At 65.2% G+C, this 26483-nt stretch carries 26 protein-coding genes, 2 tRNA genes, 1 other RNA gene and 2 pseudogenes; 15 read left to right on the top strand and 16 right to left on the bottom strand.

From position 1 onward, the window contains the following. Positions 1-71: 71 nt before the first annotated feature. Positions 72-147, top strand: a tRNA-Val gene (locus tag QMG72_RS01660). Positions 148-259: 112 nt separating this feature from the next. Here QMG72_RS01660 and QMG72_RS01665 read toward each other — a convergent pair. After that, complete coding sequence (locus tag QMG72_RS01665; RefSeq protein WP_283479454.1) at positions 260-1078, bottom strand: bacteriorhodopsin-like; 819 nt, start codon at positions 1076-1078, stop codon at positions 260-262. Between the two features lie 168 nt (positions 1079-1246). Here QMG72_RS01665 and QMG72_RS01670 point away from each other — a divergent pair, with 168 nt between their 5' ends. From QMG72_RS01670 to QMG72_RS01680, 3 genes are all read left to right on the top strand, one after another. Continuing rightward, positions 1247-1705: a MarR family winged helix-turn-helix transcriptional regulator gene (locus tag QMG72_RS01670; RefSeq protein ID WP_283479455.1), complete on the top strand. Its 459-nt coding sequence runs from the start codon at positions 1247-1249 to the stop codon at positions 1703-1705. 157 nt (positions 1706-1862) lie between these two features. Further along, on the top strand, positions 1863-3353 hold the full coding sequence (locus tag QMG72_RS01675) for an HNH endonuclease signature motif containing protein (protein ID WP_282360300.1): 1491 nt from the start codon (positions 1863-1865) through the stop codon (positions 3351-3353). Between the two features lie 81 nt (positions 3354-3434). Next, on the top strand, positions 3435-3725 hold the full coding sequence (locus tag QMG72_RS01680) for a hypothetical protein (RefSeq protein WP_226774957.1): 291 nt from the start codon (positions 3435-3437) through the stop codon (positions 3723-3725). A gap of 297 nt (positions 3726-4022) precedes the next feature. Here the strand turns inward: QMG72_RS01680 and QMG72_RS17740 are convergent. Both QMG72_RS17740 and QMG72_RS01695 read right to left on the bottom strand, forming a co-directional pair. Continuing rightward, positions 4023-5077: pseudogene (locus QMG72_RS17740) on the bottom strand (D-2-hydroxyacid dehydrogenase). A 63-nt stretch (positions 5078-5140) separates the two neighbouring features. Next, on the bottom strand, positions 5141-5869 hold the full coding sequence (locus QMG72_RS01695; RefSeq protein WP_226774955.1) for a FadR/GntR family transcriptional regulator: 729 nt from the start codon (positions 5867-5869) through the stop codon (positions 5141-5143). A gap of 239 nt (positions 5870-6108) precedes the next feature. Between QMG72_RS01695 and gnd the strand changes: the two genes are divergently transcribed. Continuing rightward, a complete protein-coding gene (gene gnd / locus QMG72_RS01700) occupies positions 6109-7545 on the top strand; it encodes an NADP-dependent phosphogluconate dehydrogenase (RefSeq protein WP_226774954.1) in 1437 nt (478 codons plus the stop codon). Between the two features lie 120 nt (positions 7546-7665). Further along, positions 7666-8499, top strand: coding sequence for an oxidoreductase (locus tag QMG72_RS01705; RefSeq protein ID WP_283479459.1), 834 nt, complete (start codon positions 7666-7668; stop codon positions 8497-8499). Positions 8500-8539: 40 nt separating this feature from the next. Here the strand turns inward: QMG72_RS01705 and epsC are convergent, their stop codons facing one another. The 3 genes from epsC to msrA all read right to left on the bottom strand — a co-directional run bounded on the left by epsC (position 8540) and on the right by msrA (position 10690). After that, positions 8540-9124 carry a serine O-acetyltransferase EpsC gene (gene epsC, locus QMG72_RS01710; RefSeq protein ID WP_226774952.1) on the bottom strand — a complete coding sequence of 195 codons (585 nt, stop codon included), beginning with the start codon at positions 9122-9124 and terminating at the stop codon, positions 8540-8542. 38 nt (positions 9125-9162) lie between these two features. Beyond that, entirely contained in the window at positions 9163-10098 is a 936-nt protein-coding gene (gene cysK / locus QMG72_RS01715) for a cysteine synthase A (RefSeq protein ID WP_283479460.1), read from the bottom strand. A 67-nt stretch (positions 10099-10165) separates the two neighbouring features. Then, positions 10166-10690, bottom strand: a complete 525-nt coding sequence (gene msrA / locus QMG72_RS01720) for a peptide-methionine (S)-S-oxide reductase MsrA (RefSeq protein ID WP_226774950.1) — start codon at positions 10688-10690, stop codon at positions 10166-10168. A gap of 79 nt (positions 10691-10769) precedes the next feature. Between msrA and QMG72_RS01725 the strand changes: the two genes are divergently transcribed. Together QMG72_RS01725 and QMG72_RS01730 are read left to right on the top strand one after the other, a co-directional pair. Next, a complete protein-coding gene (locus tag QMG72_RS01725) occupies positions 10770-11687 on the top strand; it encodes a Nif3-like dinuclear metal center hexameric protein (protein ID WP_502934640.1) in 918 nt (305 codons plus the stop codon). Between the two features lie 123 nt (positions 11688-11810). Then, a complete protein-coding gene (locus QMG72_RS01730; RefSeq protein ID WP_283479461.1) occupies positions 11811-12548 on the top strand; it encodes a zinc ribbon domain-containing protein in 738 nt (245 codons plus the stop codon). 59 nt (positions 12549-12607) lie between these two features. Here the strand turns inward: QMG72_RS01730 and QMG72_RS01735 are convergent, their stop codons facing one another. Both QMG72_RS01735 and QMG72_RS01740 read right to left on the bottom strand, forming a co-directional pair. Further along, on the bottom strand, positions 12608-13372 hold the full coding sequence (locus QMG72_RS01735) for a YaaA family protein (protein ID WP_283479462.1): 765 nt from the start codon (positions 13370-13372) through the stop codon (positions 12608-12610). A 59-nt stretch (positions 13373-13431) separates the two neighbouring features. Beyond that, positions 13432-14349: an alpha/beta hydrolase gene (locus QMG72_RS01740; RefSeq protein ID WP_283479463.1), complete on the bottom strand. Its 918-nt coding sequence runs from the start codon at positions 14347-14349 to the stop codon at positions 13432-13434. 72 nt (positions 14350-14421) lie between these two features. Here QMG72_RS01740 and rnpB point away from each other — a divergent pair. Then, positions 14422-14815: RNase P RNA component class A (rnpB, locus tag QMG72_RS01745), an RNA gene on the top strand. A gap of 96 nt (positions 14816-14911) precedes the next feature. Here the strand turns inward: rnpB and QMG72_RS01750 are convergent. Beyond that, a complete protein-coding gene (locus QMG72_RS01750; RefSeq protein ID WP_283479464.1) occupies positions 14912-15064 on the bottom strand; it encodes a hypothetical protein in 153 nt (50 codons plus the stop codon). A gap of 349 nt (positions 15065-15413) precedes the next feature. Here QMG72_RS01750 and QMG72_RS01755 point away from each other — a divergent pair, with 349 nt between their 5' ends. The 3 genes and pseudogenes from QMG72_RS01755 (at position 15414) to QMG72_RS01765 (ending at position 18130) form a co-directional block, all read left to right on the top strand. After that, complete coding sequence (locus QMG72_RS01755) at positions 15414-16910, top strand: glyceraldehyde-3-phosphate dehydrogenase (RefSeq protein ID WP_283479465.1); 1497 nt, start codon at positions 15414-15416, stop codon at positions 16908-16910. 78 nt (positions 16911-16988) lie between these two features. Further along, positions 16989-17198: a TolC family protein gene (locus tag QMG72_RS01760; protein ID WP_226774944.1), complete on the top strand. Its 210-nt coding sequence runs from the start codon at positions 16989-16991 to the stop codon at positions 17196-17198. 129 nt (positions 17199-17327) lie between these two features. Then, a pseudogene (locus tag QMG72_RS01765) lies at positions 17328-18130 on the top strand (HNH endonuclease family protein). A 179-nt stretch (positions 18131-18309) separates the two neighbouring features. On the opposite strand, the gene QMG72_RS01770 reads toward QMG72_RS01765, so the two are convergent. Both QMG72_RS01770 and QMG72_RS01775 read right to left on the bottom strand, forming a co-directional pair. Beyond that, on the bottom strand, positions 18310-18618 hold the full coding sequence (locus tag QMG72_RS01770) for a hypothetical protein (protein ID WP_283479466.1): 309 nt from the start codon (positions 18616-18618) through the stop codon (positions 18310-18312). Further along, positions 18615-19595 (bottom strand): 1-phosphofructokinase family hexose kinase, encoded by a 981-nt coding sequence (locus QMG72_RS01775; RefSeq protein WP_226774941.1) that lies wholly within the window; start codon positions 19593-19595, stop codon positions 18615-18617. Before QMG72_RS01775 ends, QMG72_RS01770 begins: the two co-directional genes overlap by 4 nt. A gap of 134 nt (positions 19596-19729) precedes the next feature. Here QMG72_RS01775 and ppk2 point away from each other — a divergent pair, with 134 nt between their 5' ends. Beyond that, positions 19730-20626, top strand: a complete 897-nt coding sequence (ppk2, locus tag QMG72_RS01780; protein ID WP_226774940.1) for a polyphosphate kinase 2 — start codon at positions 19730-19732, stop codon at positions 20624-20626. Between the two features lie 64 nt (positions 20627-20690). Continuing rightward, positions 20691-21185 (top strand): hypothetical protein, encoded by a 495-nt coding sequence (locus tag QMG72_RS01785; RefSeq protein WP_283479467.1) that lies wholly within the window; start codon positions 20691-20693, stop codon positions 21183-21185. A 150-nt stretch (positions 21186-21335) separates the two neighbouring features. Here QMG72_RS01785 and def read toward each other — a convergent pair whose 3' ends face one another. The 4 genes from def to orn form a co-directional block, all read right to left on the bottom strand. Next, complete coding sequence (gene def, locus QMG72_RS01790; protein ID WP_226774938.1) at positions 21336-21908, bottom strand: peptide deformylase; 573 nt, start codon at positions 21906-21908, stop codon at positions 21336-21338. 35 nt (positions 21909-21943) lie between these two features. Beyond that, positions 21944-23098 (bottom strand): acyl-CoA dehydrogenase family protein, encoded by a 1155-nt coding sequence (locus tag QMG72_RS01795; protein ID WP_283479469.1) that lies wholly within the window; start codon positions 23096-23098, stop codon positions 21944-21946. A gap of 106 nt (positions 23099-23204) precedes the next feature. Beyond that, positions 23205-23277: transfer RNA gene (locus tag QMG72_RS01800), tRNA-His, on the bottom strand. Between the two features lie 145 nt (positions 23278-23422). Further along, positions 23423-24073 carry an oligoribonuclease gene (orn, locus tag QMG72_RS01805; RefSeq protein ID WP_226774936.1) on the bottom strand — a complete coding sequence of 217 codons (651 nt, stop codon included), beginning with the start codon at positions 24071-24073 and terminating at the stop codon, positions 23423-23425. A gap of 158 nt (positions 24074-24231) precedes the next feature. Between orn and mptB the strand changes: the two genes are divergently transcribed. Beyond that, positions 24232-25788: a polyprenol phosphomannose-dependent alpha 1,6 mannosyltransferase MptB gene (gene mptB / locus QMG72_RS01810; RefSeq protein WP_283479470.1), complete on the top strand. Its 1557-nt coding sequence runs from the start codon at positions 24232-24234 to the stop codon at positions 25786-25788. Here the strand turns inward: mptB and QMG72_RS01815 are convergent. Then, positions 25781-26461: a DNA alkylation repair protein gene (locus QMG72_RS01815; RefSeq protein WP_283479472.1), complete on the bottom strand. Its 681-nt coding sequence runs from the start codon at positions 26459-26461 to the stop codon at positions 25781-25783. The genes mptB and QMG72_RS01815 overlap by 8 nt on opposite strands. Between the last annotated feature and the right edge of the window lie 22 nt (positions 26462-26483).

Below are 26483 nucleotides of genomic sequence, written 5' to 3' on the forward strand. Positions count from 1 at the left end.
CGCCGGGCAGGGTGCATCCGGTAGTGTGATTGTTCGTTGGTTGAAGCGTGCAAACGCGGAATCAACGGTTTGGGTCTTTAGCTCAGCTGGTAGAGCGCCACGTTTACACCGTGGATGTCATCGGTTCGATCCCGGTAGGACCCACCAGCAAAACCCCGTCAGTAGCGAGCCGTTCGGCCGCCTGGCGGGGTTTTTGCCGTGTTCCTCCGGGTTGGCCGCGGCGTTCTCGGGAGCGGCTGGCCGGAGCGACCGAGGAAGGCTACCTGCGGATTGCCACGGCATCTTCCTTCGACATTTCGATCCTGGCAAACTCCGGGTCGTCTTCGTAGGACTTCACCCGAGCAACATAGAAGATAATGAGCCCGTAGACTGCCTTCGCCGCAATGTCAGCGACCGAGTAGCCAACCTGTTTGAACACCCAGGCATCCGAGCCCGCAATGTTCAGCACTGGGAGCAGATACGCGATCGGGTAGACAAGCCAGCTCGCAAGGAGGAGGAAGCGCAGCCGGCTCAGGGTGCCCCGCACCGCGACGGGCTGATTGCCCAAGGACTTGGTGAGTTGGACAAACAGGACGTACAGGATGTAGACGAACGGGATGGTCGAGAGCAGACCGAAGAGTCCGCGAATGCCGTTGTCGCCGCTGATTTCGCCCGGGTAGCCGAGAATGATCATAAGCGCGGCAGCCGGGATGAGTTGCCGGATGAGCCGTTTTTGAGCTGATCGCGCGAGCGCGAGCACGGCAATGAGTTCAAACAGCAGCAGCGGCACCGTCAGCAGCCAATCGACGTAACGATATCCCTCGTTGAACGACTGGCCAACGGCCTGCGTATAGTCTCCCTCGCCGCCCACTGCCTCAGTCACGAACGACGCCCGGAAGGAGTCAAAGATCCTAAAATAGTGGTAGGCAGCGATGCCGCAGACGATGATGGCCACCGTTATCGCTTGCCGGTAACGCGGTAGGATCCGCGGCAACGCGATCAGCAGAAATAGTGCCGTGAACAGCTGCGACGCGATGACCAGAGACAGGAAGTTGTAGACGGTATCGTATTGGCCCTTTGTTAGAGAGTCAGTAATCACGGATCCTCCATCGTTGTGTGGTGTCCGAGCGCGGTATTCGAAAACCCGGCCGTACTATGAATTATAGTTGTCTTAGTCAGTAAGTTACTAGGTCACTTATGTAGATTTTTTTCCACCAAGGAACTAGGCAGAACAACCGAGGCATACAGGCCTCGATCAGGAGGGGCGATGGGACGGGAAACACCGCGCACGACGTACGCCCTCGCGGGCTTTCCCTATGCAGCCGTCAGGTTCGTCCGAGCGCTGGAGCGTAACCGCGAGAAAATCGCCACCGACTACGGCCTGTCGCCCAGTGAACTGCGGGCTCTGTTTTGGATTGCCGAGCAGGCCAGCGTGACACCGAAGCAGCTTGCGGAACACATGGAACTGACCACCGGCGCCATTACGGCGATCTCAACCCGGCTGGTAAATCTGGGGTGGCTTGAACGGCTTGCCCATCCCAACGACCGCCGCAGCTTGTGCCTGGAGCTGACCGATAGCGGACACTCGGTGGTGGCGGACATTCACGCCCAGTTCAATACGATGATCGCTTCATCCACCACGGGCCTCTCCGATAAGGAATTGGCAGCGTTCGAAACGGCCCTCCTGACCGTCGCAGACGAGGTGTCGCGGCGCACAGGGATGTAAAGCCCTCTCCAGCTGTGGGCGTCGCCACCACCCGTGAGAGATTGCAAACATCCCTTAGCCCACGATCGTTCCGGCGCAGGGGTCAGCCATCTGGACTGAGTGATCGGCGTTCGGCGCCGGCCCCTTTTTGTCACACCCCGGTGGCAGCATCGAGTTTATGGAGACCACCGAGGATTTCCTTCCCTTCCGGGAAACTGTCGAGACCGCCGGCCAGCAGACCGCGCCGGACCTGGACCATGTTCTGAGGCTCCTCCGCTCGATGAGTTCGACGGCGGCGGGAGACGCCGCGTTGCTGGGTTTCGCCGGGGCTGCTGACTTTGCACGCCGCGTTGAGGATATCTCCCGGGTGATGGATTACTTTCAGGTCCTCGCGGCAGGCGCCGTGGACCGCGCCCGAAAGGAAGCAGCTGCAGGGGGTTCGGCGGTGACCTCGTGGGCCACTGGATGGTCTGCAGAAGAAGCCGCCCGCGGCCCGGCGGCGCAACCGGCGGACGATGGCTACCGCAATTCCACCGAGTTTCTGCGGGCCAGCTTGAGAGTCAGCGCCGCGGAAGTCCGACGCCGATTGTGCCTGAGCGCGAGCATCCTGCCGCAGACCGGCATCACCGGTCAGCCGGTGCCACCCCGTCACGGGGAACTGAGCGCGGCAGTGGCGGCCGGCTCCGTGGCCTCGCATTCGGCAAGTCTCATCACCAGCGCATTGGATCGGGTCCGTCACCGTTGCACCGCTGAAGCCACGCAGCGAATGGAACACGCCCTGACCCTGACGGCGATCGAGCATGACCCCGACTTTCTAGTCCGGGTAGCCCGCCGATGGACCGACGCCCTGGATCAGGACGGCGCGGAGCCTGCCGAGGAAGTGTTGCGGCAGGTTCAGGGAGCCTTCGTGCGCCGACCGCGTTTTGGGTTGCAGCATGTCGAGATCTTCGCCACCGCAGAGCAGTTCGAGCAGTTGCTGACGGTCATGAACACCGCCACGAATCCACGCACCCAGTCCGGCCCGCTCGGCGGAACCGGCCAGGAGGCGGCAGTGAACGGCCTGGACCGCCGATCCCGGCCGCAAAAGCATCTCGACGGCCTCGTGGGCGCCTGTTCAGTGGCCCTGGCGTCCGGAACGCTGCCTTCCGCAGGTGGACTCCGGCCGCAGGTGATGGTCACCATCGCCTACCGGGACCTGCTCGACGACCTGGAAGGCCGCACCGCCAGTACCGGGGGAAGCTTCCTGCTCACCGGGCCGGTCACCGCATCGACCGTTCGGAAGATCGCCTGCGACGCCGACATCATCCCGGTGGTGCTGGGGGGAGAAGGCAGGATATTGGACGTCGGCAGGGCCTCGCGGGTCTTTCCGCCCCACGTCCGCAAAGCCATCACCGCACGGGACCTGGGGTGCGCCTTTCCGGGTTGCACCATTCCGGCGTCATGGTGCGAAGCCCACCACATCACCTATTGGTCGCGGGGCGGGACATCAGGCACAGAAAATGGCACCCTTCTCTGTTCACATCACCACCACCTGGTGCACAAAGAGAAATGGACCATCCAGGTCAGCGGCGGCATCCCATGGTTCATTCCGCCGCCCCACGTGGATCCCCGCCGTGAACCACGGCGTAACCACTACTTCAGGTATTCCGCTTACTCGGTGGTCGGTTGATCCCGGCCCGTCAGACTGCTTGCATCCCGGCCAGGAGATGCGCACGGAAAATTGTCGCAGCCCCGCCCTATCGTGACATGCATGGAACACGTGATGGTGAAATCGGGTCCGAACGGCCGGCCCAAAACTGTGCTGCGAGGCGGCCGCGAATGGATTGTCGGTGCCGAGCCGGTCCGCTGGTTCGAGCGGGTGAGTTGGTGGGAGGCGGAGCGGCGGATGCCCAAAGGACTGAGCCGGGTCGATGTCGAGGTGTGGCAGGTCCAGGTGCGCCTTGGCCGGAACGCGGGCTCCGCGCTTACCACCATGGAAATAATCCGGGATGGCCTGGGCGGCGGCTGGCGGCTCCGGGAGGCCACTGCGGACGTGGCCTAGACACGGATTGGGGCCGCCGGCTGACTGCGCTGCAGCGGGGCCAATCCTGAAAAGGCGGGCATAGGAGCCGGGCAATGGAAAAGCCTTCCACCGCGACTATTGGGGGATGCCGCGGTGGAAGGCTTGTAATGAATATACCGTGAAAAGTGGGAAATAAAAAACACCTGGATGGCCATGTCGCCCAGCGAAAATGCCCATTCGATGGTCTAATTCATGGCAGCCCGTGGGACGAGACGTTGCCGAGCAGGCCGCCGGGACGGGCCCTCCCGGCGTCGGCCCGCTTGGTACCCGTAGCGCCTAGTAAAAGTGGCCGGGATCCACCAGATGGGGGAGGTCGCCGCCGTCGAGGAAGATCCGCAGATTGGCGCAGAAGCGGTCCGTAATAAGCCGGTTTTCTGCCGCGCTGAGGGCAGAGCTGTGCGGGGAGACCACCACGTTGGGGTGGTCCCACAGCGGGCTGTCCGCCGGGAGCGGTTCCACCCCAAACACGTCCAGGCACGCATAGGACACCTGATCGGAGTCGAGTGCCTCCAGCAGGGCGTCCTCGTCCACCACGCTGCCGCGGCCCACGTTGATGAACACGGTGCCCGGCTTCATGGCACTGAAAATCTTCCGGTCAAACAGCTTCTCGGTGCTGGCAGTACCCGGCAGCGTGTTGACGACGGCGTCGGCGGCCGGCAGCAGCCCGGCAAGGCCCGCGTTGCCAGTTACCTCCGCGATTCCGTCGAGCGCCTCCACGATACGTTTGGTGCCGCCCACGCTCATGCCCAGTGCACGCGCGATCCGGGCCGTCTCCAGCCCGATCTCACCGAGACCGGTGATGACACGACATGAGCCACTGGCCAGCCGGGTGGGGGTGTGCACCTCCGGCCAGAATTTTCCGCCTGGTCCCGGGCGAGGTCCGCGGTGCCTTTGAAGCCGTTCAGGATACCCAGCGCGGAGAACTCCGCCAAGGGCAATGCGTGCACGCCCGCCGAGGCGGTGATTCTCAGTTTCCTGAGGGACTCCTTGTCCAGCCCCTAAGCCTTGACCGCGCCGCCGGCACCGGCCGCCATGGCCTGGATCCACTGCCGATGAGGGTTGCTGGCAGCAATCCGCGCCAGGCCCTCCGGGCTGTCGTTGGGGAAGCCCTACAGCACCTGCGCCCGGTTCAGCAGCTGCCACTACCATTCCTCCTGCTCCGGGGTGCGCCGGAAGGCAGCATCCCCACGATGGTCGGCCGGGTATCGCTCGGGCGGGAGCAGTTCGGGCTCATGCAGCACGGCCACGGACGCGTCGACGGCGCGGATCCGTTCCACATGTTCTGCTTCCAGGGGAACGGCGATGGCAACGACGGTCCCGTCTTCGGTCATGGGACCATCCTGTTGACGTGGAACCCCACACCGGCGTGGAACCCCACGTCCTGCATTTTGTGGCTAGGGCCGCTTCAGGGGTACGAACATCCGGGGCTGATTCTTCCACCCTGGTTCCATCTCCGAAATGGTCTCTCGCATAATCCGGTCAGAAGCCTCACGGGCCGCCGCCGGGTTCCCGGCGGCAATGGCTTCGGCAACGTCCACATGCCACTGCAGCGCCGAGTTGCTTGGGTGGTCCGGCATCAAGCCGTGCACCGTGCGTCCGGTCAAGGTCTCCGCCACCTGGCCCACCATGTTCGCAAACATCTCGTTTCCGGAGCCCGTTAGCAGCAGGGAATGGAAGTGGATATCGAGCTCAAGGAACCGTGGCACGTCCCCGGCGCGGCCGGCGTCGCGCATGGCGTGGGAAACTTCCACGATCTCCCGCCGGATCGACTCCGGGGCGTTGGTGGCGGCCAGCTCGGCGGCAACGGGTTCGACGGCGGTGCGCAGCTCTGCGAGGGAGCGCAGCTGCGCTCCACGGCCCTCGCCGGCAAGGCGCCAGCGGATCACCTGCGGATCGAACGGATTCCAGCGGCTGAATGGGAGGACCCGGATCCCCACCCTTTTGGTTGTTTCCACCAGGCCGAGGGACTGCAGCACACGCACTGCTTCGCGGACCACCGACCGGGACACGCTGAGTTCACCTTCGAGGTGTTCGGCCAGCATAATGTGACCGGCCGGGAGCTGTCCCGCGACGATCCGGCTGCCGAGGTGCTCAATCGCGCGGTGGTGGAGGCTGGTTGACATAGTCGTAAGCATAGTGCGGCGGAAGCTGAACGAACCGTCGTTACGGCGTGGACCGGCGGAGCGGCCGCGGGAATCATAGACTGTTTGTGACGCGCCATATTCAGCCACGTGGGCTCTGCTTTCCAGCAGCCCCCTGAAATACATATGGTTTATTGACAACCACTGATCCTCAGAAGAAAGTTTCCGCCCTACGCGCGGGACGAAGTGCACTCGTTGCACAGAAATGAATGGGAGTTTTGATGTCAGCACACATCGGTGTCACAGGCCTTGCGGTGATGGGGGCCAACCTGGCCCGTAACCTGGCCCGGAACGGCTTCACGGTGGCCCTGCACAACCGGTCGGTCGAGAAGACAGACGCCCTGCTCGAGAAGCACGGCCAGGACGGCGACTTCATCCGCACCGAGACCCTGCAGGAGCTCGTCGACTCGCTGGAGAAGCCACGCCGCGTGCTGATCATGGTCAAGGCCGGCAAGCCGGTCGACTCCGTGATCGAACAGCTCGAACCGCTGCTGGAAGCCGGCGACATCATCATCGATGCCGGCAACTCCCACTACGAGGACACCCGCCGCCGCGAAGCAGCGCTCGCCAAGAAGGACCTGCACTTCGTTGGCATCGGTGTCTCCGGCGGCGAAGAGGGGGCCCTCAACGGCCCCTCGATCATGCCTGGTGGTTCCAAGGAGTCCTACGACGCCCTCGGCCCGCTGCTGGAAAAGATCGCCGCTCACGTCGACGGCAAGCCGTGCTGCGCCTGGATCGGCACCGACGGCGCCGGCCACTTCGTCAAGATGGTCCACAACGGCATCGAATACGCCGACATGCAGGTGATCGGCGAGGCCTTTGACCTGCTGCGCTCCGGCGCCGGCATCGAACCGGCCGAGCAGGCCAAGATCTTCGCAGAGTGGAACAAGGGCGACCTCGCCTCCTTCCTGATCGAGATCTCCGCCGAGGTCCTTGGCCATGTGGACGCTAAGACCGGCAAGCCGTTTGTGGATGTTGTGGTGGACGCCGCGGGCCAGAAGGGGACCGGCCGCTGGACCGTCATCTCCGCCCTTGAACTGGGCTCCCCGGTCTCGGGCATCGCCGAATCGGTCTTCGCCCGGGCACTGTCCTCACAGACGGAACAGCGGAAGCTGGCCCAGGAGCTGCTGGCCGGCGGCGAAGCCGGCGTCGAGGTCCCGGAGAGCTTTGTCGAGGATGTCCGCCAGGCGCTGTACGCCTCCAAGCTGGTCTCCTACGCGCAGGGGCTGGACATGCTCACCTCCGCTGCCACGGAATATGGCTGGGACCTGAAACTGGACGAGATCGCCTCCCTCTGGCGCGGCGGCTGCATCATCCGTGCCGAACTGCTCAAGGAGATCACAAAGGCCTACGCCGCTAACGAGAAGCCGGCCAACCTGCTGTTCGCCCCGGCCTTCACCACGGCGATCGCCGACGTCCTCCCGGCCTGGCGCCGGGTCGTCGCCACCGCCGTCCAGCTCGGCATCCCCGTGCCGGTGTTCTCCTCCTCGCTGGCCTACTACGACGGCCTGCGGCGCAAGCGCCTGCCGGCCGCCCTGATCCAGGGCCAGCGCGACCTCTTCGGTGCGCACACCTACGGCCGCGTCGACACCGAGGGTACCTTCCACACCCTCTGGGGCGAGGACAAGGCTGAAATTGAGGCAGTGGATACCCACTAGCTTCCGCCACTGACCGACGGCCGGTGCTTCCCGCTACTCTGGGAGCACCGGCCGTTCGGTTTTCCCCGGATACCCGGCCGCCAGCCGTGGTCCCCAGTACCCGTCCCAGGAGTGCAGCAGATGAGCCAGCCCGTAGCATTCGTCACCGGAGCCTCCGCCGGAATCGGCTATGAGACGGCATGGAAACTCGCTGCCCGCGGTTTTACCGTGTATGCCGGGGCCCGCCGGGTGGAGAAGATGGCGCCCCTCAAAGCCCACGGTGTGAACGTTGTTGCGCTTGACGTCACCAACGAGGACTCCATGACGGCGGCCATCGAACGGGTGATCGCGGTGCACGGCCGGGTTGATGTCCTGGTGAACAACGCCGGCTACGGCTCCTTTGGTTCACTCGAGGAAGTGGAGCTGGCAGAGGGGCGGCGGCAATTTGACGTCAACCTCTTCGGGCTAGCCCGGATGACCCAGCTGGTGCTCCCTGGAATGCGGGCCGCCGGGCGGGGGCGGATCATCAACGTGTCCTCGATCGGCGGAAAAATGTATGAGCCGCTGGGAGCCTGGTACCACGCCACGAAGTTCGCCGTCGAGGGCCTGAGCGATTCACTGCGGGTTGAACTCAAACCCCACGGCATCAACGTCTCCATCATCGAGCCGGCGGGAACGCAGTCGGAATGGGGCGCCATTTCCGGTGACAGCCTGCTGGCCACCTCCGGCCGCGGACCCTACATGGACCAGGCGAAAGTCGTCGCGGCTGCGCTGGCATCGACCGAGGGCTCCGCCATGTCCACCGCCGCGACCGTCATTGCCGACGCAATCGTCCACGCCGCGACGTCACCAAGGCCCAGGACCCGCTACCCGGTAGGCAAGGGTGCCCGGGCCATCCTGATGCTGCGACGGTTGTTGCCGGACCGGGCCTTCGACGTTGTCATCTGGAACATCTACAAACGGTTTCCCGCGTAGCGCAGGCCAGCTGGCCGGCCCGGGAATCGGTGAGTACCGCCTAGATCCGGTATTCGATCAGGTATTCCGCCGGGTCGACGCCCGGTTTGGTCTCCCGCTGCGCGTCCCGGTGCCGCCAGGTGGCAGGCACTCCCGTGAGGATCGACTCTGCCGGGGCGTCCTTGACCACCACGGCGTTGGCACCCACGGCGCTGTCCCGGCCGATGGTGATGGGGCCAAGTATTTTGGCGCCGGCGCCGACCACGACCCGGTCCTCGATGGTGGGATGGCGTTTGACCTTGGCCAGCGACCGGCCGCCGAGGGTCACCCCGTGGTACAGCATCACGTCCTCACCGATTTCGGCGGTCTCGCCAATGACCACACCCATACCGTGGTCGATGAAAAAGCGACGGCCGATGGTTGCGCCGGGGTGGATCTCGATGCCGGTGCAGAACCTCGCCAGCTGGGAGATCAGCCGCGCCGGGAAGCGCAGCGCCGGGTCCTGCCACATCCGGTGCGTCAGGCGGTGCGCCCAGATCGCGTGCAGGCCGGAGTAGGCAAAGAAGTTCTCAAAGGAACCTCGAGCCGCCGGGTCGTGGGACCTGGCGGCGTCGAGGTCTTCCTTCAGCCTTGCGAAAAAGCTCACAAAGACCTTTCTACAAAAATCGTGGACAGTGGCCGGACTCAGCCGCGGATGTCGTCGTACAGCACCGTGGAAATGTAACGCTCACCAAAGTCGCAGACGATAGCAACAATCAGCTTACCGGCGTTCTCCGGCCGTTTGGCGAGCTCCAGGGCCGCCCAAACGATCGCGCCGGAGGAGATTCCGCCGAGAATGCCTTCCCTGACGCCGAGGTCCCGGGCCACGCGGACCGAGTCCTCAAGGGTGGCGTCCATAACCTCGTCGTAGACGTTTGTATCCAGGATCTCGGGCACAAAGTTGGCGCCGAGGCCCTGGATCTTATGCGGTCCCGGTGCGGCACCATTGAGGATGGCGGAGTCCTTCGGCTCGACGGCGATGATCTGCACGTCGGGGTTGCGCTCCTTGAGTACCTGTCCGACGCCGGTGACGGTTCCGCCGGTGCCAACGCCGGCGACGAAAATGTCCACCTTGCCGTCAGTGTCGGACCAGATCTCCTCGGCTGTCGTCTGGCGGTGGACTTCGGGGTTTGCCTCGTTCGCGAACTGCTGCGCCCAGATGGAATTCTCCGTATTGGCGACGATCTCCTGGGCCTTTTCGACGGCGCCACGCATGCCCTCGGAGCCGGGCGTCAGCACAATCTCGGCACCGTAGGCGCGGAGCATCACGCGGCGCTCGGTGGACATGGTTTCCGGCATGGTCAGGATGACCTTGTAGCCGCGGGCAGCGCCGACCATGGCGAGGGCGATGCCGGTGTTGCCTGAGGTGCCTTCGACGATGGTGCCGCCGGGCTTGAGGGCGCCGGACTTTTCCGCAGCATCGACAATCGCAACGCCGATCCGGTCCTTGACGCTGTTGGCCGGATTGTAGAACTCCAGCTTGACCGCCACTGTGGCGTCAAGGCCTTCGCTCAGCCGGTTCAGCCGGACCAGCGGAGTGCCGCCGACCAGCTGGGTAACGTCGTCATAGATCCGTGCCATGGGTGTCTGCACCTGTCTGTTGAGGGGGAATGCTGAGGTCAGCCTAACGAGGGCCCACAGGCCCTAGCTAAGCATTAAGCCATGAAGAGTAATATTTCCTGGCCTTGGCCAGCTTCGGATTAATGATCACCTGGCAGTAACCTTGCTCCGGGAATTTGCCGTAGTAGTCCTGGTGAATTTCCTCCGCCCGGTGGAACACCGGCAGCCGGCTGACCTCCGTGACAATCGGATGCGCCCACAGCGACTGGTTCCGTTCGATCGCCTCCTCGAAGAGGATCTTTTCCTCAGTCGTTTCGTAGAACATTGAGGAGCGGTACTGAGTGCCGACGTCGTAGCCCTGACGGTTCAGGGTTGTGGGGTCGTGGAGTGCGAAGAACATGTCCAGGATGATCTCCGCCGGGACGATCTGCTCATCGAACGTCACTGCCACCACCTCGGCGTGGCCGGTGGTACCGGAACAGACTGCGTAGTAGTCGGGGTTGCGGTCATGGCCGCCGGAGTAGCCCGAAACGACGGCGCTGACACCCTTGGTTTTCTGGTAGACGGCGTCGAGGCACCAGAAGCAGCCTCCGCCGAGGACAAAAGTTCTCATGTCCTCTTCAATGGTTGAAGGGCCCCGAAGATTCCCGGCACCTGCAGGGGGCGCCGGCCAATAGGGTAAAAATGGGGGTATGGAACCTGTAAACACCGACGTTTCAGCCGGCCCTCCCGAAGGAACCGACGCTGCCGGCCCTGGATCCGGGGAAACGGAGCGGCAGCCTACCCTGGGCATGATCCTGCTGGCCGCCGAGGAGCTGTGGCCCGAATCACTGGCCGAGGACTGGGATGAGGTGGGGCTTGTGGCCGGACACCCCTCCGCCGGGGTGGGCAGGATCCTCTTCGCCGTCGATCCCACTCTTGAGGTGATCGAGGAGGCGATCGAGTTTGGCGCCGAGCTGCTCATCACCCACCATCCGCTACTGCTCAAAGGTGTCACCTCGGTAGCCGCGACCACCGCCAAGGGCCGGGCCGTGCACCGCCTGATCGAAACCGGGACCGCCCTGTTGACGGTCCATACCAACGGCGATTCCGCCGTCGGCGGCGTCTCGGATGTCCTGGCCGATGCGTTGGGCCTGCAGAACGCTGCCCCGCTGTCTCCGGCGTCCAACGGGCTGCCTGAAGAGGGGATCGGGCGGGTCGGCGACCTGGCCGAACCACTCACCTTGGGCGAGTTCGCCGCACGAGTGTTCGGCATCCTCCCGGCGGTCGCCGGGGGAGTGCGGGTGTCCGGGGACCGGGACGGGCTGGTGCGCCGCGTCGCCGTCTGCGGCGGGGCCGGAGATTCGCTCCTGGACGCAGTGCGGGCCTCCGACGCCGATGTTTACCTGACGGCCGACCTGCGGCACCATCCGGCGTCGGAAGCCCGGGAGGAGGCCGTCAACAACAGGCCCTACCTCATCGACGTTTCGCACTTCGCCAGCGAGTGGCTGTGGCTGCCTGCCGCCGCCGAGGCATTGGGCAACGTCCTGGGGGACCAGGGCCACAACGTGCAGATCCGGGTCAGCACCACCAACAGCGACCCGTGGGACTTCATTCTGACTCCGGGCTAAGCCTGGCATGCGCGGGGCCCCGGGTGAGCGTAGCGAGGCCGGGGAGTACGCTAGGCGCTAGAGTCTAGGGAGCGCCGACACGGCGCCCGGCTCCGGCCGGCAGGGATTTAGCGGAGGTAAATAGTGGCCAAGGCAGCACCGGCGGAACAGTTGAAGTTGCTCGAATTGCAGGGACTTGATGCGAAGCTCAAGTCCCTGTCCAACCGCCGCCGAAGCCTTGAAAGCGACCCACGGATCACCGATCTTGAGGCTGCCCTCGGCGTGGCCAACGGGGGACTTGGCGCCGCTAAGGTGGCGGTCCACGACGCCGAACTTGAGCTCAAGCGGGCCGAAGCCGACGTGGAGCAGGTCGCCTCCCGGATTGAACGCGACGAGGCCAGGCTCAACAGCGGCACCGGCCTGTCTAAGGACCTCGTGGCCCTGCAGCGGGACCTCGTGTCACTGAACAAGCGCCGCTCCGACCTTGAGGACATTGAGCTGGAAGTCCTGGAACGGCTGGACTCGCTCCGCCTGCGCCAGTCCGGCCAGCAGCAGATCGTTGACGACATTCAGGGCTCTTTCGGTTCCATCCGCTCCGAACTTGACGAGCGGCTCGCGGAGATCGCAGCCGAGGCAACGGTGGTGCGGGGCGATCGCGCCCAGTTCGCCGAAGGCCTGGATGCCGGCCTCCTGGCGGTTTACGAAAAGACCCTGGCGAAGCGCGGCGTGGGCGCGGCCCGGCTCTTCCACGGAACGTCCGAGGGTTCGGGTATGCAGCTGAGCCCGGGGGACCTCGCCGAGATCAAGGCTGCGGCCGAGGACGAAGTGGTGTTCTGCCCGGATTCCGGCTGCATCCTGGTCCGCTCTTCCGAATGGGTGTAACCACAAACTGACTCGCAGCAGGGGGCGTTTTGAGCGCTCAAAACGACCCCTGCTGCGAGCTAGTTGGGCAGGATCAGGTTGAGGGTGTGCGGCTTCCGGGACGTGCCCTCGACCAGTTCCGCTGTCCACTTTTCGGCCGCGGCTTTCTGCAGCCGGGCGGGAGTCTGCGGTGCCGGACCCCGCCGGCTCAGCAGGTGCCGGGCGAGCTCGCCACGGGTGTGCTTGGCGAAGTGGCTGACGACCTTCCGGACGCCTTTGGCCTCGGTAAACACGTTCACGGCCACGGTCTGCGGCGGCGGCGGAGCCCACGCGGCGGCGTACGTGCTGGAACGGCAGTCCACAAGCAGTTCGCCAGCGGTGACGGTCGCGAGCGCCGCGCTGAGGTGCGGCTTCCAAAAAGATGCCAGGCGTCCGACGTCGGGCAACGCAGCGGTCATTGACAACCGATACGCCGGCACCCGGTCCCCGAAGTGGATGGCACCCCAGAGTGCCGAAATGACCAGCACGGATGCGTCCGCTTTTTTCCGCTGCGAAGGCGTGAGGCTGTTGTAGTCCAAGGCGTCGTAGAGCACCCCTGAGTAGACCTGGTGGGCCGGGGCTGCCGGTTCGGCGTGCAGCCTGGTGTTCCGCTCGACGTCGGCCCAGAGGGAGGCGCCAACGCCCAACAGCGCCAGGGCGTCCTCGTGGGCGCTGACCGTACCAAGGCCCGCCAGCACCTTGGCACGGTAGCTGTTCAATTCGGGGAAGCTCAAGGTGGCCCAGTCGACGGCGTCGCCGGCCGTGGCGGGAGTCTTGCCTTCGGAGGGCGGCAGCAGAATCAGCACCGTCCAAGCTTAGCGGCGCGTCCTGCGCGGGCCGGCCGCCGGCAGCTTCCGACCGAGGTTCAGGCCAGGTTCCGGCCCAGGAAGGACAAGACCTCGGGGAGGACGGAGCGCCAATAGCCGGAGTCGTGGCCGCCGGGCTGGAAGCCGCCCTCGACGGCGCCCGGGAGCCCCTCCCGGTACTGGCGAACCGTTCCGGCAAGGGTGTCCGTGGTCCCGCAGTCGATTCGTTTGGGCAGCGCTGCGAGTCTTGGGCGGAGCGCGAACACGTTATGGGCCGCAAAGTCGTCCGGACCGTCGAAGGCGCTGTCGGTGCGCGGGTCGTAGTGGTCCCAGAGAGCCGGACTCATGGCTGCGACGGCCCGTACACCGGGCAAGCGGCCCTGCGAGGCGAGCAGCAGCGAACCGAAGCCGCCCATCGAGAGGCCAAAGAGGCCGATCCGGCCAAGGTTGTACCCCTGGCCGCCGAGGAACGGAATGAACTCCTGGATCAGCATTGCCTGGGTGTCGCTGCCGTCAGCGCGGGGGTGCCACCAGCTGTTTCCGCCGTCCACGGCGGCTATCCCGAAGGGCAGACCGCCGGCGTCGAGGTGCCGCCGAAGCGCCTCGTGGGCGGCCAGTTCCTCCAGCAGCACCGTGTGGCTGCCGCCGAGACCGTGCAGGAATACCGCCAGCGGCAGATCGGGCTGCGCCGCGCCGGGCGGGGCTTCGGGGGCGGCCAGTGACCAGCCGGTGCTGATTCCGGGGCGGAACACCGAAACAAATGATCCCATCCTGGTCCGGACGGTCAACGGGACAGCAGGCGTCCGGGCCGAACCCGCCGTCGGGTTCGCCGGCCCACCCGCGGGACCCGCAGGCGGCGCGGCCGGTGGCGCGGCAGGGGGTGGGGTTCCGGGAGCGCAGGCTGCCAGGGCGGACGCACCCACTCCGATTCCCGCCAGCTCCAGCAAACGGCGCCGGCTCAGTTCTGGCGCGTCCATTCCCCGATCATAGGCCCGGCCGCCGGAGGTGTTGCCGGGCCGGCCGGCAGTGACCGTAGAATAGACGGCGGATGGGTTGACTAGGCGGCCGCGCGTCACGCAAGTGGCTCGAGGAACGTCCGGGCTCCGCAGGGCAGGGTGGTGGGTAACGCCCACTCGGGGTAACCCGCAGGCCAGTGCCACAGAGAACAGACCGCCTGCGTGCCGGGTGTGCTTGCACAGCCGGCAGGGCAGGTAAGGGTGAAACGGTGGTGTAAGAGACCACCAGCTTCCCGGGTGACCGGGAAGGCTAGGTAAACCCCACCCGGAGCAAGGTCAGACAGGACACGTTTGAGGGCTGCCCGCCCGAGTGTCCGGGTAGGCTGCTGGAGGGCGCCGGCAACGGCGTTCGTAGATGGATGGCCGCTATTCCTGTGCTGGCAACGGCGCGGGAACACAGAACCCGGCGTATCGGTCAACCCATCCACCCACACCACCGGTTAGGCCGCGTGACGACAAACCCCCGCGGCGCGCTGTGGCGCACGCTGCCGCGCACCGCCGCCGGTATGGACCAAGGTCAGTGTTAGGCCTTGGCCTTCCGCTTCACCCAGCCCCAGACGCCGGTTGCCACAAAGAGGATCAGGCCAACGACGGCCAGCCAGACAAGGCCCTTGACGACAAAGCCGAGGACGGACAAAACGAGCCAGATGATAAGTAGAGTGATTATTAGTCCCATAGGAACATCCTAGAGGGTAGCGTGCAGCTGCTTAGGCCGGAGGGCGCCAGAGCCCGGCGTCGCAGCTGTCCGGCGTTGGGTGTGCCGGTGGGCACGACGGGCGAACCCGGGCCGCGTGTGAGTCATTTCACGCGTAACGGGGCACCGGTCCCTTCCGGGCCGCCGGTAGAATGGAGGATGAACGTAGATGTTCTGCCGTCGGGTCTGCGTTCGCAGCCGGCGGCTTTTCTTTTGCTTGACACGTGCGCCCGGGGTGGACCGAATCCCCGGAGCCCAGGTTCCGGATACCCTCCGGCAGCCGACTTCCGCATACGGCGCCGTATGTGGTGGATTTTAGGAAGGTATTTCTGTGAGCCAGACGTCAGATTCTTGTCTTGATACGTGGATGGGCCGGGAGGCGCTCGCCGAGGCCATGATCCCGGTGATCGGCCGGCTGTACCGCGAGAACAACGTGGTGACGTCCATCCACGGCCGCAGCCTGATCAACAAGTCCACTATGAACATCCTGAAGGCACACCGCTTCGCCCGTCGGATGAGCAAGGAAGAACTACGTCTTGAGGAGACCGCCCCGCTGCTGGACGCCCTGACTACGCTGGACCTCGGCGCCGCAGCCATCGACGTCGCCCGCCTCACCGAGAAGTACCGCGTCGAGGGCAACGGTGCCACCCTGGACGAATTCCTCCGTGCGGAGCTGGCCGATGTTGTGGGCAAGCGCGGCGCCGACGACCGCACCAGCACCGACGTCGTCCTCTACGGATTTGGCCGCATCGGCCGGCTCCTGGCCCGGCTCCTGATCGAAAAGGCCGGCGGCGGGCATGGGCTGCGGCTGCGCGCTATTGTGGTCCGCCGCGGTTCGGACAACGACCTTGCCAAGCGTGCAAGCCTGCTGCGCCGCGACTCGGTCCACGGTTCCTTCGAAGGCACCATCAAGGTGGACCTCGAAAACGACACCATCACCGCGAACGGCGTCCAGATCCAGGTCATCTACTCGGACAACCCCGCCACCATCGACTACACCGCCTACGGCATCCACAACGCACTCGTCGTCGACAACACGGGACGCTGGCGCGACGCCGACGGACTCTCCCAGCACCTCAAGAGCAAGGGCGCATCCCGGGTTCTGCTAACTGCTCCGGGCAAGGGCGAGCTGAAGAACATCGTTCACGGCATCAACCACTCAACGATCACTGATGCGGACAGGATTGTCTCCGCGGCTTCCTGCACCACCAATGCCATCACTCCCGTCCTGAAGGCGATCAACGACCGGTACGGCGTCGTCCACGGCCATGTGGAAACCGTCCACTCCTTCACCAACGACCAGAACCTGATCGATAACTTCCACAAGGGTGATCGGCGCGGACGCTCCGCCGCCCTGAATATGGTGATCACCGAGACCGGTGCCGCCACGGCAGTGGCCAAGGCGCTGCCGGAGCTGCTCGGCAAGCTTACGGGAAGTTCCATCCGCGTGCCCACCCCGGACGTGTCCCTGGCCATCCTGAACCTGAGCCTGGAAAACGGCACCACCAAGGATGAGGTCAACGACTACCTTCGGGAAATGTCGCTGCACTCGGAGCTGCGCAAGCAGCTCGACTACATCGATTCGCCAGAGGTTGTCTCCACCGACTTCGTCGGCTCACGCCGGGCAGGAATAATCGACGGCCTTGCCACCATCACCAACGACAAGAACGTTATCCTCTACGTCTGGTACGACAACGAGTTCGGCTACAGCTGCCAGGTGGTCCGCGTTATGGAGGAAATGGCCGGCGTGAACCCGCCGTCGTTCCCCGCCAAGGACGCGGCTGCCACCCTGCAGGCAGCCGGTCTTCCCGTTGAGGTCACCGCCTGACCGGACATTTCTGAACTCTGTGGCGCATTCCCGGCCGGTCCGCTGGAATCGACCTGGAATGCGCACCACAATGGTTCAATGGAACAAAACCCGGCAGTAGACCACGAAACCACTCTTGAACACGCGTTGGACGTCGCGCACCGGAACGTTAAGGAAGCCAAGCGGCTCCTCGACGATGCACGCACCAAGTATGCGGCCGGGGAGGTAGACGAGGCGCGGGTCCAGCAACTCGAATCCCTGATGTCCCTCGCCAACGAGGACCTTGTGCGGGTGACGAAGGAGAACTAGCCGGGCACCTGTCCTCCACACTGTGGAAAACTGCGGCGGCGGCGGAGACCGGATTTAGCCTTCAGGGGTGGAAGGAAGTCGTCCCGCCCCGGAACGGACCGGCACCCGGCAGTGTGCCCTGGTGCGGGTGTGACCCGGACATGGCCGGAATTCCGGCAGTCACGACGGCGGTCCCGCCAGGCGTGGGCCCTGCTTGCCGCAGTGGCCCTCGCCGTAGCAGCGGGGCTCGGCTGGTTTTTCACCGCCGGGCAGTTCGCGGCTGTGGAACCCCCGGAGGGGGGCCCGGCGAGGCGCCGGTGCTGGCGGCGCGCTGGATGAATGCGGTCGCTTCTGTGCGTCCCGTTCCGGCCGGCTCCGCTGCTGTGCTGCTCGAAACGCTGGCGGTCAAGGGCCGGGCAGCCCGGGCCGACTATGACCGAGGGGCATTCGGCCAGGCATGGCTCGACGTGGACCTGAACGGTTGCGATACCCGAAACGACATCCTTCGCCGCGACCTTTCGGACCTCGAGTTCACCGGGGGATCCACCTGCCAGGTGGCCGCCGGAACGCTCCGGGAACCATACACCGGCCAGCAGATCAGGTTCCGGCGGGGAAGCGGGAGCAGCAAAGACGTACAGATCGACCATGTTGTGGCCCTGGGCGACGCCTGGCAGAAGGGTGCCCAGCAGTTGAGCGCCGGGCAGCGGGAGCATCTGGCAAACGATCCGCTGAACCTGATCGCCGTCGACGGGGCTGCGAACCAGGACAAGAGTGCATCCGACGCCGCGACCTGGCTTCCACCGAACAAGGCCTTGCGTTGCCACTACGTGGCCCGGCAAATATCGGTCAAGGCTGCCTACCTGTTGTGGGTCACCCCGGCGGAGAAGGAGGCCATAAAACGGATCCTCGCCACCTGTCCCGGACAGCAGACTGTTGTGCCGGCTGCCCGGTAGGCTGCGTGCGCCCGGCCGGATGACCGCGCGGTCCTGGTGTGGCTCCGGACGAGCTTCAGGACACGGCGGTGTCCGCCCCGGAAAGGCAGCTGGAGTGACTTTGAGCTGTTGACCCTGAGCTGGCTGGCCAAGCGGCTCCCTCCCCTCCCCGGGAAGAACCGGCACGGGCCGCAGCGTGCTTAGATGGTGAGCCTGACGGGGCCGGCTGTTGCCGGACCGCCGCATGCTTCGCTGCCGCCCACCCTGGTCCAGTCCAGCTGTACTTCGCGCCGGGCCAGGACGCCGCCGCCTGCGGCGTAGCGCACCGAACAGACGTCCTCCGCGCAGAACTCGACCAGGCTCACCAATTGAGAATTGCCGTCCAAGGTCACACTCAGGGAGTTGAACCACGCAAGGGCAGGGCAGGGCGTTGGCGCGGAGCCCGAGCAGCCGGCCGTTCCCGCAGCAAACAGCAGCCCGAGCGCCAGGGGAGCCGGTCGCAGCTTCACTCTGCGGGGATCCCGTCGGCGGCCCGGATGTTGAGTTCGGCCTCCAGGCGTTCGACCTCATCGCGGCGGCAAAGCTCGGTGGCCGGTGTGGTCACCGTAGCGCTCCCGGCAGCGACCGCGGCCCGGAGCGACTCCGCCAGGGTGCGGCCCTGGGCCAGCCGGAGCACAAAAGCGGCGAGGAAGCTGTCCCCGGCTCCGACGGTGCTGCGAACCTGCACCCGCGGTACGGCCAGCCGAAGGATCCCGGACTCCGAGGCGAGTACGGCTCCTTCGCCGCCAAGCGTTAAGGCGACATGTTCCGCGGCGCCGTCAGCAACCAACGCCGCGGCAGCCTCGACTTCGCTCTCTTCGCCCTCCAGAGTTGTGCCAAAGTGCAACCCCAGTTCACGCCGGCTTGGCTTCACCAGGAATACCCCCTCGGCGAGGGCTTCGGCCAGCGCCGGACCGGACGCGTCCACGATGCAGCGCGCACCATGGCGCCTCGCCAGCCGTGCCACGCGGGCGTAGAAGTCGTCCGGAACCCCCGGCGGGAGGCTGCCGCTGGCCACGATATAGCCGCCGGCGGGCAGTGAATCCGCCACCAGTGCCAGGCACAAACGCCATTCGGTCTCAGTCAATTCGGGGCCCTGGAGGACAAAACGGAACTGCTTGCCGGTGGTGGTCTCATCGACCGTGAAGTCCTCCCGGGTATTGCCGTGGATCGGCACGGCGAGGGTGGGAACGCGTTCGGCCTCGATCAGCCTGCGGTATGCCTCTCCGGTGGGTCCGCCGGCGGTGTAGATGGCCAGGGTGCGGCCGCCCAGGCGCTGCACCACCCGCGAGACATTGACCCCGCCGCCGCCCGGGTCCAGGCGGCTTGCGCCGCACCGCATCTTGTGGCCACTGATGACATGCTCCGTGGCAGTACTGAGGTCCAGCGCGGGATTTACGGTGAGTGTGAGGATCGGCTGCATTGGCGTCGGTCTGGGGTCTGGCATGGCCTAAGCATAGGGCTGCGCACCGCCGGTGTACCCGGCCGGACGGCCTCTTGTGGGCTGTCCATTGCTCGGCAAGAATGGGCACGGCAGGGCACGCGGCAGGAGATCCCGCCGCGGAAGGTGGAACGGGGACCATGGCACATCGCAAGGCCGGCGGCGGCAAGGCTGGCTCCGGCACCTCACAGGATGATCGCAAGCGCGCCAAGGGAGATGCCGCCGGACCCTCCGGACGATTGCCCCTGGGCGTCTACGAGGCCGAGCTGGCCCGGCTCCAGGCCGAACTCGTTTCATTGCAGGAATGGGTCCGCAGCACCGGAGCGCGCGTCCTGGTGATTTTCGAGGGACGCGACGCCGCCGGTAAGGGCAGCGCTATCAAGCGGGTTACCGAATACTTGAATCCTCGTGTTGCCCGGATTGTGGCGTTGCCCGCCCCGACGGACCGGCAGCGCGGCGAATGGTATTTCCAGCGTTATGTGGAGCATCTTCCCGCGGCCGGGGAGATCGTCCTGATGGACCGCTCCTGGTACAACCGCGCCGGCGTCGAACATGTGATGGGATTCTGCACACCAGCGGAACACAAGCGTTTTATGGCCCAATGCCCCGTCTTTGAACGCCTGCTGATCCAGGACGGCATTCTGATGTTCAAGTACTGGTTTTCGATCAGCCATGCGGAACAGGAACGCCGGTTCAAATCGCGGCTGGATGATCCGATGCGGCAATGGAAGCTTTCGCCGATGGACCGGGAAGCGATCCTCCGTTGGGAAGACTATTCCCGGGCCAAGGACGACATGTTTATGCAGACGGACACCGCCGACTCGCCCTGGTATGTAGTCGAGGCCGAGGACAAGCGCCGGGCCCGGATCAACATGATCGCCCATCTGCTCGCCGGGATCGACTACACCGAGGTTCGGATGGAGCCCGTGACGTTGCCGGAAAGGCCGCGGGCGGTCAACTACACCCGGCCGCCACGGGAATTGTTCCGCTACGTTCCCGATCATGCGGCCATCCTGCTGAAGTCCGGGCACCGCTAACGGGGCACCGCCGGCGGGCCGCAGCGGCTGATGCCCGGCCGGGGCGGCTCGGTAGGCTGGGAGGATGTCGAATGAATTTCTGTTAAGCCTTGCCGCGATCGCCGGTGTGTTGCTGGTAATCCGGCTTCTGGCCCCGGCTGTCCCGCATGCCAGGCTGGCCCGGCGCGTCACTCCGGGTGAGCTGGTGCTCGCGGTGGCCGGCGTCGCGGGCTTGGTCCTTCATTGCGGTGCGATGTTTTTCGGGTCAGTCGTCGCGGCAATACCCGGCACGGGATCCGTGATCGCCCAGATCAACGCAATGGGCACGGCGAGCATACTCTGGTACGTGTTGCCTGCGGCGTTACTTCTTGCCGGCCTTCGGCGGCAGCAGCTTTTTGCCGTGGTGGTGCTCGCCGTCGCCCTGCTGGCCGTAGGAGTCACCATGTACAACGGGGCCCCGCTTGCGACGCATCTGGTCACGATCTACGCCGCCGCCGTGGTGATCGCAGCCATCATGTTCCTCCTGGTCCTGCCGCCGCGGTTCGGCCGTCCGGGCGCACCAGCCAAACCCGTTTCCTAGGGCTGCGGCTCGGGCTGCCAGGGGGCCACGCCGCCGGGTTTGCCCAACATTGGCCGGTCGCACTGGCGTGTCGGCCGGGAACCGCCGGTGAAATACCGGGCGCGGGCGCAAAGGTGGGGAGGATCGGCGGACACCCTGGCGCAGGCCGCCCTAGTGCCCGAAGGGGTCTGGATCCACACCGGGCATCCAGGTCAGACCAGGGACGCCCCAGCCGCTCTTTTTGGCTTGTTTTTTGGCTTGGCGCGAATACCGGTCGATCAGCTTGTTGACGTACAACTTCCCGTCGAGGTGGTCGAATTCGTGCTGGATCACGCGCGCGAACCAGCCGGTCGCCTCGAAATCAACGGGGTTGCCGTCGCCGTCGAAGCCCTGCACCCGGGCCCACTCCGCCCGCTTCAGCGGATACTGCCCGCCGGGGAAGGACAGGCAGCCTTCCTCCTCCTCGTCCGGATCCGGCAGCGCGCCGGAAATCTTCGAGAGGGTCAGCACCGGGTTGACCACGGCGCCGGACGGCGGGGCGCCGTCGTCGTTGTCGTATTTGTAGATAAAGAGCCGTTTGCCGACGCCGACCTGGGGCGCGGCGAGACCGACGCCGTTGGCGGCGTCGTTGGTCTCGAACATGTCCGCGATGAGTGTCCGGAGCTCGTCGTCGAAGGCTGCAACCTCAGCTGCCCGGCGGTGCAGTACGGGCTCGCCCCAGATCGTAATGGGCAGAACTGTCATGTCAGAAACGTTCCTCTGTGCTAAGTGGTGGCGGGTCAGCCGGCGATGGCGCGGCCGACGACGTCGCGCATAATTTCGTTGGTGCCGCCGAAGATGGTCAGCAGCCGGGCAGCGAGGTAGGCCTGCGCCACCGGGTATTCCAGGATGTAGCCGTAGCCGCCGTGCAGCTGCAGGCAACGGTCCGTGACGGACTTTGCCCGTTCGGACGCCCAGAGCTTCGCGCGTGCGGCGGTCGCGGCGTCGAGCTCTCCGGCATTAAAGGCCTGAATGGCCCGGTCAACGTACGTTTCGGTGACCTCGACCTCCGTGAGGATGTCGGCCAATTCAAAGCGGCTGTTCTGGAAATCGATGATCCGCTCGCCGAAGGCATTGCGGTCCTTGGTGTACTGCACGGTCGCCTCGTAAATGGCACGCACGACGGCGGAGCTCGCCACCGCGATGGCCAGCCGGCCCTGGGGGAGCTGCTCCGCGCAGTACTGCAGGCCCTTTCCTTCCTCACCGACGAGGTCGGCGTGCGGGACACGGACGTTGTCGAAGAACAGTTCCGCTGTGTCCGAGGCCTTCAGCCCCATCTTGTCCAGCTGCTTGCCGGTGTTGTAACCCTCGCCCTTCCGGACCATAAACAGGGAGAAGGAGTTGTGGTTTCCGCGGCCGGTGCTGCCGTCGCTGCGGGCCAGGACCAGGGCGGCATCACCGGAGATGCCGTTGCCAATGAAGGTCTTCTGGCCGCTGATCAGCCAGTCATCGCCCTCGCGCACGGCTTTGGTGCGGATGCCGCGGAGGTCCGATCCGGCACCTGGCTCCGTCCAGGCAACCGAGGTGACCGTTTCGCCGGAGACCATGCCGGGAAGCCAGCGACCTTTCAGCTCCTCGGAGCCGTAGGCCAGCAGGTGGGGGAGGACCATGTCATCGTGGAGATGGAAGGCCAGGCCGACGGCGAGGTGGTTGCTCTTGGCGAATTCCTCATCCAGCACGGCGCGGAAGCGGTAGTCGTTCATGCCCAGGCCGCCGAACTCCTCGGGCACGGCCAGTCCCAACAGGCCCTGTTCACCGGCGGCAGTCCACAGCGCCCGGGACATCATGTGGTCCGTGTCCCACTGGGCGTAGTGCGGCGCTACGGCCCGGGTGTTGAACTCGGCAGCCATCTCACGGAACATCTCGTGATCTTCTTCAAAAATCGTGCGCTTCATCGCGTTTCCTTTCGTTCACGGTTCCATGGACAGACAACAAAGGCCGCACCGGATATCCGGTACGGCCTTCGTCTAGGGTCGGACACTTACTGCCGTCCTTGATGCGGGTGAGCGACGGGGGTTGAACCCGCGACCTCCTGGACCACAACCAGGCGCTCTGCCAACTGAGCTACGCCCACCATGTGCCCCGCCATGCCTTCCGGAGGACCGGCTGGCTGAAAAGGCAACGACAAATAGCTTACCTGTTCTTCGGGGCCGCTTGTGCCACTTTTTGGGTTTTCGCCAAAAATTTCCGCAAACGTGGCGCAGATAACTCCGCTGCGGCTACGTCGCCGGCTGCCCGGACGGGGTCTGGGCAGCGGATTCCCCGGCCGTTCCCGTGATGCTGCTGGCAATCCGCCGTGCGGTGACGCTGTCCGGGCCCGGTGCCGGCACAAAGACAGCCTCACGGTAGTAGCGCAATTCATCAATGGAATCCTGGATGTCGCCCAGCGCCCGGTGGCCGCCGAGCTTGGCGGGGGACTGGAAGTAGGCCCGCGCGAACCAGCGTCGGGAGAGTTCCTTGATCGTGCTGACGTCGATGACCCGGTAGTGCAGGTGCTCCACCAGTTCCGGCATGTCCCGGGCCAGGAAGACGCGGTCGGTTCCGACCGAGTTGCCGCCCAGCGGCGCCTTCTTGGGATCCGGCACCCACTTCTTGATGTAGTCCAGGACGATGCCCTGGGCTTCCGCCATCGTCTTGCCGTGGGGCAGCTCCGCCAGGAGCCCGGAACGGGTGTGCATGTCGCGGACAAAGTCGTTCATCTGCGTGAGGGCCGCGTCGTCGGGTTTGATGACGACGTCGACGCCGTCACCAAGGATATTCAGCTCAGAGTCCGTCACCAGCGCGGCTACCTCGATGAGGGCGTCGTCCTTGGTGTCCAGGCCGGTCATTTCGCAGTCGATCCAGACAATGCGTTCATTAGATATAGGCACGCGCCCAGCCTACCGTTTCGTCGCCCACGGGAGGTCCGGTGCTAGGATTTCGGGTACGCGGGGCGACGGAATTGTTTGTCTCCGCGGCGTGCCCCGGGCCCGTTCCAACGGCCGGCAGCGGGTGGAATGAGCCCCACAACAGATTGGACGATCCTGAGATGACGGCGCCTGTGCCTGCGGCGGGGAAAGCGGCTGCCGGCACGTCCCCGGCGGCAGCCGTTGCTGAGGTTGACAATGCACGTTCGCCGCTGCTGGCGGGATTCATCGGCTCCCTTTTTATGGCGATCGGTTCCCTCGGCGTGGGCTGGTTGGCGCCCGCCTCCGACCTCCGCCGCGTCCCGCTGTTCATTTGGATGCGCACCGAAGCAATCGGGGTTGGCCTGTGCATTGTGCTGCTCGCCGTCGGCGGGATGCTCCTGGTCCGGTCCTGGCTCAGGCTTGGCCAGCGCGTGCGGGTGTGGGGTGCGCAGGCACGCAGGGCGACCCTGCAGGCGGTGGCGCTGTGGGGGCTGCCCATGATGTTCTCGGTCCCGCTGTTCAGCCGCGACGTCTACGCCTATATCGGGCAAGGCCGCCTGATGGTGGAGGGCTTCAACCCCTACGAAAACGGTATCTCCGCGCTGTCGAACTATTTCCAGCTCGGGGCCGACAAAATGTGGACCGAGGCGCCGGTACCTTACGGACAGCTCTTCCTCTGGATCGAGCAGCTTGTGGTCTGGTCCACCAACGTGCACCCCGAGGCCAGCATTATGCTCTTCCGCCTTGCCGCGCTGGCGGGGATCGTGCTGTGTATCGTCTACGTGCCCAAGCTCGCCGAACTCCACGGTGTTAACCCGCACCGCGCGCTGTGGCTGACCGCCGCCAATCCGCTTTTCCTCACCAACTTCATCGCCAGCGTCCACAACGACGCCCTGATGATCGGTCTGGCCCTGGCCGGGCTGTACTACTGCGCTACCCGGCGCGTCATCCTCGGCCTGGTCCTGGTGACCCTGTCCGTCTCGGTCAAGCCCATCACCATCGTTTTCCTGCCCTTCATTGGTTTGCTCTGGGCCGGAAAGAACGCCGGCTGGCCGCGCAAATTCGTTTTCTGGGGGCTCACCGCCGGCATCAGCCTCGCCCTGCTGTACGCCATGAGCCTGGTCAACGGCTTCGGCTTCGGCTGGATTAACGGCCTATCCGCGCCGGGCAGCATCTGGATCTGGTACGCCCCGGTCGGGCTGCTGGGCCTGGTGGTCGCCTCGATCTTCAACGCCTTCGGACTCGACGGCTGGGGACTGGCCAAATGGGTCTACGACGCCGGTAAGCTGCTTGCCCTCGGCATCATCGCCTGGCAGATCTTCCGCGGCGACTACGACCGCCTGATTCGGCGGCTCGCGCTGGCGTTCGCCGCCGTCGTCATCCTCGCCCCGATGATCCAGTCCTGGTACGTGGTGTGGCTGATCCCGCTCTTCGCCCTCACCGGCATCCGGGACGACTGGCAGGTCAAGGCGCTCTACTTCATCGTGTCGTTCTTTATGGTGTACGCCATCTCGGACCAGCTGGAAGTCTTCCCCTACCTGCAGACAGCCGATCTGGGCCTGGCGTTGGCCCTGGCCCGGAATGCCGCGGCGATCATCGCCCTGCTGTTTGCCCTGTACCTGATCTTCCTCGATCCCAAGACCAAGCTGCTCTTCAGCAAATCAGAGGAATCAGCCAGCAGCCGCCCGATCATTTAAGCTTCCGGAGGGCTTCCCGCAGGGAGAGCGGGCTGAGCTCTTCGCGGTGCCGTGCCGCGAACTCCCGGACCCATTTCGGATCGGTGCCGGCGTAGTCACGCAGGGCCCAGCCAATTGCCTTCCGGATGAAGAATTCCCGGTCGGCCAGATTGGGCTCGATAACTGCTGCCAGCAGGGCACGATCCGTTGCGGATTTGGCGCCCAGCTGGGCCGTGATGGCGGCGCGCCGGATCCAGAAGTCCGGTTCGGTACTCCAGCGGCGCAGCGCGGGGGACACTTGGCCCGGGTGTGTCTGCAGCAGATCGCACAGCTGGTGCGACACTCCGTCCACCAGGTCCCACCAGGCTCCGCTGCGGATGATTTCCTCGTAGACCGGCAGCATGTCCAACTCACCGGTGGCCAGCTTGAGGCCAGTGAGATCGATGGCCGCGTGGCGTTCTTCGCGCCAGTTTGCGCTGCGCCACAGTTCCAGGACGCCGGAGAGCAAGTCCTCAAGGGAGCCGGGAGGCAGTTCGCCGGCGGCTGCCTTGACGATCCGACGGATCTCGGGAACCCGGACCCCCAGCGAGGGCAATCCGGACTTCAGGTAGGCCTGCGCCCTGGCAGCCCGCGCGGGATCTGCTGCCGCCTGCAGGCGGGAGCGGATCACGGACAGAAGTTCAGCGGTGGCCATAAGGACACTTTAGCTACGCTCC

Origin of the sequence: Pseudarthrobacter sp. PH31-O2, from assembly GCF_030063265.1 — a bacterium.
In the GTDB taxonomy this organism is placed as follows: domain Bacteria; phylum Actinomycetota; class Actinomycetes; order Actinomycetales; family Micrococcaceae; genus Arthrobacter.